Annotated in this window: 2 protein-coding genes and 2 pseudogenes; all 4 read right to left on the bottom strand. The window is 55.4% G+C overall.

What is annotated here, in order from left to right:
- Positions 1-295: 295 nt before the first annotated feature.
- Positions 296-781, bottom strand: coding sequence for a NifX-associated nitrogen fixation protein (locus CO670_RS32125; RefSeq protein ID WP_004677039.1), 486 nt, complete (start codon positions 779-781; stop codon positions 296-298).
- A gap of 281 nt (positions 782-1062) precedes the next feature.
- A pseudogene (nifH, locus tag CO670_RS33785) lies at positions 1063-1208 on the bottom strand (nitrogenase reductase); the annotation flags it as partial.
- A gap of 1251 nt (positions 1209-2459) precedes the next feature.
- A pseudogene (gene nolL / locus CO670_RS32115) lies at positions 2460-3571 on the bottom strand (nodulation factor fucose acetyltransferase NolL).
- 872 nt (positions 3572-4443) lie between these two features.
- Entirely contained in the window at positions 4444-5217 is a 774-nt protein-coding gene (locus CO670_RS32105; RefSeq protein ID WP_004677031.1) for an aquaporin, read from the bottom strand.
- Positions 5218-5926 lie beyond the last annotated feature (709 nt).

Genomic DNA, 5926 nt, shown 5'->3' with positions numbered 1-5926 from the left:
ATCGCCGCCGGATGAAAATTCAGTGGCAGGTCATTTGAAGGCCAACCACCTACCTTCCTGCCGAACACTGGCAGACCAGAAAACAAGGGGCGCAGCCAATACACGTCGCTTGATCAGTGCTTGTGAGATACGCCGGAGCCAAAGAGGAGCCGTAGTGAGTAGTGAACGCACTGTCATGCAGGTTCCTCCATGTCGCCCCCCCCGCGCCAAGAACGCTAGGGCACACCCCCGGATTGCTTGATTGCTGGGCAGATTAGCGAAGAATTCCGCCCTATATGAGCCGTTTCAACCGCACTTAAACGCGCGCTACATCTGAATAGGTCTTAATTGTTGTTAAGCCATTATCGACCAGGCCAGTTCCCGCCTCGGCGAGCTTTTGGAGGTTGTCGAAGCCAAATCGATGTACGTCGCGGAGCGTCTTCGAGAGTACTACGAGCCGCCCCGCCGTGAGTAATATCCGACCGAATCCCTCATGGTTCACAGTCAACACCGGTGACGCCATCAGTCCGGACTGCTCCTCTATAGCAAGTGCTACGGCGGCATAGAAGATCTCAAGCCGCCACTGCACCTCTAGGTCAGGTCCCCCGATGAGAGGAATCGCCCTACGCTGCTGCCTCGTCACGATGAAATCACAGAGCAAATCGGTGTCCGATTTCTCTTGCCACAATTCAAAGGTGTCTTGAGCACGCATCAGACGCAAGAGGCACTTAATGAAAGGCGTGGCGAGAGCATCTTTCTCATCTAATCGAGCATTGTTGGGGACAGGGGTGACGTTTGACATCAGTTAAAATCCTCCTGAGTGTTGGATGCGGTTTGACTAAGGGCCACACCCGCTTCCGGTAACACCATCCCTTAAAATGGTGCGGCAGATGGGACCTGTGGCGACGCAACTTGGCCCGGACGAATGACATGGCCCCTCGAAACGGGGCGGCCGCAACAACAACGGCAAGCGGCGGGCAACGCTGGCGGGCTTGACGAAAAGCGCTTCACAAGCGAGATTCCCGTCGCGATAGTCCAGTGGCGGTAGGTTTCGCCGCGAACTCCACCCTCAACCAACCTATTCGCCGCCAGGTGTAAAACCGTGTCTCGGGCTTTCGAATTGAGGATCAGGCGGGGGGTGGAATCAGCTTTTCGAGGTCGACAAGGACAGTGAGAGTATCTTGAGAGGCCGTGTACTTGCCGATACCCCCTTTTCCGTGCGAACTGATGCAGACCTGCCATGTATTTTCCCTTCAAGGTTCAAATCGACTTCGACCGGACGCCACACGTTCCACCAGGCGATTGCCCGCCGCGTAGTTCTGGGAGTTCAAGACTCATGCCAGTCTCCTCCGCTGAGGTTCGGAACACGGCATCTGTATTGTTTCCAGCTTCTTAGCTAGCCCATGAAGAATTGATCGAGGACAACGTTGTCGTGAACCGGACAAGACGCGGTGGGGATCGAAGAAATGGCATCCCGGTGCAGCGGCGGAACCTATTCTCCGGCCACGTCAGCAACAAATGACACCCGCCGAAGCCGCTCCGCTCTCAATTCGCGGATTGGGCGCAATGTCCGGCCGCTTGCCGAGGTGCAGCCGGTCGATCTTCTTTGCTTGGCGATCACAGCGCCTCCCAGTGATGGACTCCGAGACCCGCATGCATCACTGGCTGGAGCTCCCTTCCTCGACAGTTAGCGCCGTCATTTGGGGGAATGCCGCGGGCAAATGGAATGCGGCATAGGCCCCCGCGACGCCGGCGACAGCTCAACAACGCTCTGAATTTCCACAGTGAACGGCTGTTAGACGTAGCCGGCAAAGGGGAAGCTCACGAAGATCAGATGGCCCTTCAGGGCCGGGTCCTGGTCCGATGCCCACCGGATCGACCGGCCGCAAGGTTTTAGGACCGTTTCAACAACCAGCCCCTGGGCGCCTCGGCGGCGTGTATCTTAAGTTGCCGGCGTGCGTCGGCCGCGTTCACTCTCTATCCGCACCAGAACACGGCACCCGGGGGATCATGCTGCCGGCACGACCTAGCTGGCCGGTACCGTCGGCGCCGGCAAGAGGATGACTGTGGCAGCGGCCGTCATGGAGCAGTGCTGCCTCGGTGTGACCGCTGAGGCGATACTCGCTGTTTCCGGTCATTGCTTAGCACAGGCCGGAAAAGCGTTTCTGGTACCTTAGCGAACGCTCGCGATTTTAGCAGGGACAACGGGACCTGGCGGCAAGCGGACCCCAAACAAGTGCGAAGCAAACCGAATCTTTGGCAACCTCAAAGAGGGTGGAGTCGATACCCTGGGGGTCAAGCGCCCGCGTCGTCGCGGAGCATTGGGCGCGGAGGGGTTTGCGGATTCTCGATACGTGATTGGCACATCAGTCGGACCTCAGCCGATCTTCGTGCAAAAGGATCCTTTAAAAATGGGCCCCTTAACGCGTGCCTTGGCATGCTTGCTTGCTGACGAAGTTTAGGTTGAGAATTGAACACCGCTAGTTATTCGCAGGATTGCTCGGCAAACGAACGAGGCGGGGTGGCGTTCCAAGCATGAGCTGGGACAGATAGGGAATGTCGCGCACGCTCCAGCGAACTGCTAGTGCTACGGCAATGATCATCGTCCCGAGAATTCCCGCCGCGCCAGACCTCATTGTGGGAGCCCATTGTTCTCCGTAATGTATCAAATCCATGAGACGGAATACCGTAGCCTGCACCAGGTACAACACGAGCGTGCTCTGCCCCACTTCCACGGCGATAAAGCGAACCACCCGGTTCGAGCGTCCAATTTCCAGGATTGAAGCAGAATCTCGATCATCACTGCAGAGGCCACTGTCGAGCCAAAAAACATCAGAAGGATATCTTTTGCCGACTGCAGATCCTGGATTAAGGCGAGATTGTTGTAGACATAGGTGTCCTCGCGCCACGCCATGAAGCACAAGCTAGCCGCGATAGAGGCGGACATCATCAGGAGTGGCTTATGATACCGCATTATGCTCGTCCACCAATCTCTCGACTGCGCAAATGAAAATCCCATGCAGAAAAAGGGATAGGTGTACTTTATGAGAGGGAATATAGAAAACGTCACGGGGGCAACTGCGACCAGTATGGATGAGACAAGCAAAGAGCGTGCCGACCCGGAGTTGAAGATCGAAATAAGTTTGACCAAAAGAAAAGAAGCAAACGCAGCCCATATGAACCAGTATGTGCCGACGAAATCGTGCATGAATTGCAACAGGTTGCCAGGTGCGTCCGGCGGCCGGGGAAACATGAGCAATTTGACTGCCTCCAAAAGGGTGAACCAGAACAGCGTCGGCACCAGGAGCTGCAGCGCGCGATCACCGATGGCTTGCCTGAACGATTTGCCTAGTAGCCCTGATCTAGAGAGATATCCGCTTATCGCCATAAAGAGAGGCATGTGAAACATGTAGATCGATTTGAAGCATGCCGAATCCCAGAAGCCATCACCCTCGTAAAAGATATATTGTATCAGGTGACCGAAAATCACCAAGACAATGAGTATTCCTTTGGCGAAGTCTAAAGCTAGATCGCGATCGTCGGCCTCTGGCGCCTCAGGCACTGTCTTTCCACCTACAATTCTTGCTCGCATTCTCAACATCTCACGATGCCTACGGGAGCCTTTGAAAGCGGCATTTTCCAACCTCTCGTTCATCATGCAGGCTAATCCAGCTTCCGATCAGCGCTCCGACTTCGGCATGCTGAACGACGGCCAACGGTCATACAATTTGCCTGGGTTCCAAGTTCACAGGGCGACCGTGGCGACTTAGGCCCAGTAGCCGTTTTCGGCGTGTCCATTGGCTGTTTTTCGCCGCAACGTACGCCCCGCCTAAACTCGCTGCCGCGCAACTGCTTGGGCTGCCACGTCGTCGAAATCTTCTAACGGACATTTGCGCGTATGCAAGTAGCGCTGCTTGACTCTGCACTCGGCTATTGTTGCGATTGCATATGATTCTCCATGCCAAACTTGCGCGACACCGTATCAAAAGAACATATTGCCGATTCAATGGCTCCTAGCCGCTGTGGGTATCGTCTATCACCTACCGGCGCTTGGGTGTGGATCGGCACCCCAGCGCAACCCCCAGACGCTGGAGATTTGCTCCATTAGATCCGCCGCCCAACGTGTCCTATATGGCAGCCTCACCATTGTAAAATTCATGCTCCTAATGACACGCATCTGCGGTATGGATGAGTATCGCGGACCCTTGACAACCTTGAGCGGAAGGTCGGTGAGTATCGCGATACACGAGGCTTTGGCCGCGATCGCCGCCGTTTTGGATCGCCGCCAATGATAGCTGGACGTTGGGCTGCCATTGTCGATCCGTATGCGACGTTTGTCGATACGTCAGAGACGACCGTGGTCCCAATCCGTAGGAAGATCGCAGTAAGCGTCAAGATATGCGGGATGCAACGGCCAGTGTCTGGGGATGCGCTCCCCTGTCAAGGTCGAGACCCCCTCCTCGATCAGTGGCTTTCCCTTTTTGGGATACCTCTCCTTCGGTGGCGAAAGAATGAAACCGGGCTGGATATGTCGCTGGTCATTTCGCGCGATTCAAATTGGCGCAGACTTTGCGGCTCGCTTGACGCGACGATCCCCCTGAGCTGAAGAAGGCCGGCCGCAATAGCGCCGAGCATTGGCGCACATATATAAAGCCAGAGTTGAGAGAGTGCCGCCCCTCCTGCGAAAAGTGCTGGGCCGATCGATCGTGCTGGATTCACAGAAGAACCCGAAACGGTGATACCGCCAAGGTGGATCGCAACTAAGGCAAGTCCAATCGCCAATCGTGCAACAGCGCCGCGTCCAGCCGTGCATTTGAGGAATACAGTTACGAACAGGAACGTGGCGATAAACTCGAATAGGAACGCAGCTCTCCATCCGTAGACTACCCAGCCGGTTTGGGCGAAACCTTCTAGGGTGATATCGTAACCGCCGACCTTGTTCATAGCGATAAGGTAGAGCGTGCCTGCCGCCGCGATAGCTCCTGCACATTGGGCGGAGACATACGCGAGAAAGTCCCACACTCTCAATCGGCGCGACACGAGGAAACCCAGGCTGACCGCCGGATTGAGATGCGCGCCCGAGACTGGGCCAATCGTGTAGGCCATTGCAACCACGGTCGTCCCGAAGGCTAAAGCGACACCCAACAGGCCCACCTCTTGACGCATATAAAGCAATGTGCCGCAGCCGAGGAAGACAAGTGTGAAGGTCCCGAAGAATTCGCAAACATACTTTTTCATTTTTCACTCCATTGATTAGACCCCACGTACTTTTCGGTGTCATCCTCGTGCCGCCAAGCGTTCCGCATGCACCGAACCAATCATCGTGTCAGGTCCCGAAAACCTCCGTAGTTGACTTCAATTGGGTCCTTGTCCGACGAGATCGGCATCAGAGCCTATGGTCAACCAGCGTCACCGATCACCAGCAAACGTCGTACCAAATGAAATATGTTGCGCATCACAGCGATCGCTCTGATGACGTTCGGTCTTATGTTCGAAAGTGCCGTGAACAGGATAGGCAGGCGAACCGTACCGAGACGTATGGACCCGAGCTGGGCTACGAACAAATCGCCAAGCAGCCCATCCTCAAATTATCGAAACAACGACCCTCTTCATGGCTCCAAGCGGAAGGTGGTGCAAAGCAGGAACCAGGACAAGGGTTGATAAGACCGCCAGGGACGTTCACGAGAAGTCGAGTAACGCCCCTTAGCCACGAACAGGCACATGATCCTTGGCGCGATTTGAAGTCCGCGTGAATTCCCTTGTCCCCAGCGCAACCGTCGACATTTTTCGCAAATGTCGGGCATTCGCCACTTTTGTCAGATTTGTCGTGACTGGAACGTTTTGTTCGCCGGTCTCTCCGCCAAATACACATCAACCTGCCCTCAACCCGCCCATCGATAAACGAAAATCATCTTCTTGGCGCGTCGGAGCAGTTGGCATGGTGTTT

The sequence above is a fragment of the Rhizobium sp. J15 genome, assembly GCF_002531825.1.
Classification (GTDB): Bacteria; Pseudomonadota; Alphaproteobacteria; order Rhizobiales; family Rhizobiaceae; genus Rhizobium.
Note: the sequence above shows the minus strand (reverse complement) of the source record. Positions and strands in the feature narration are given on the sequence as shown.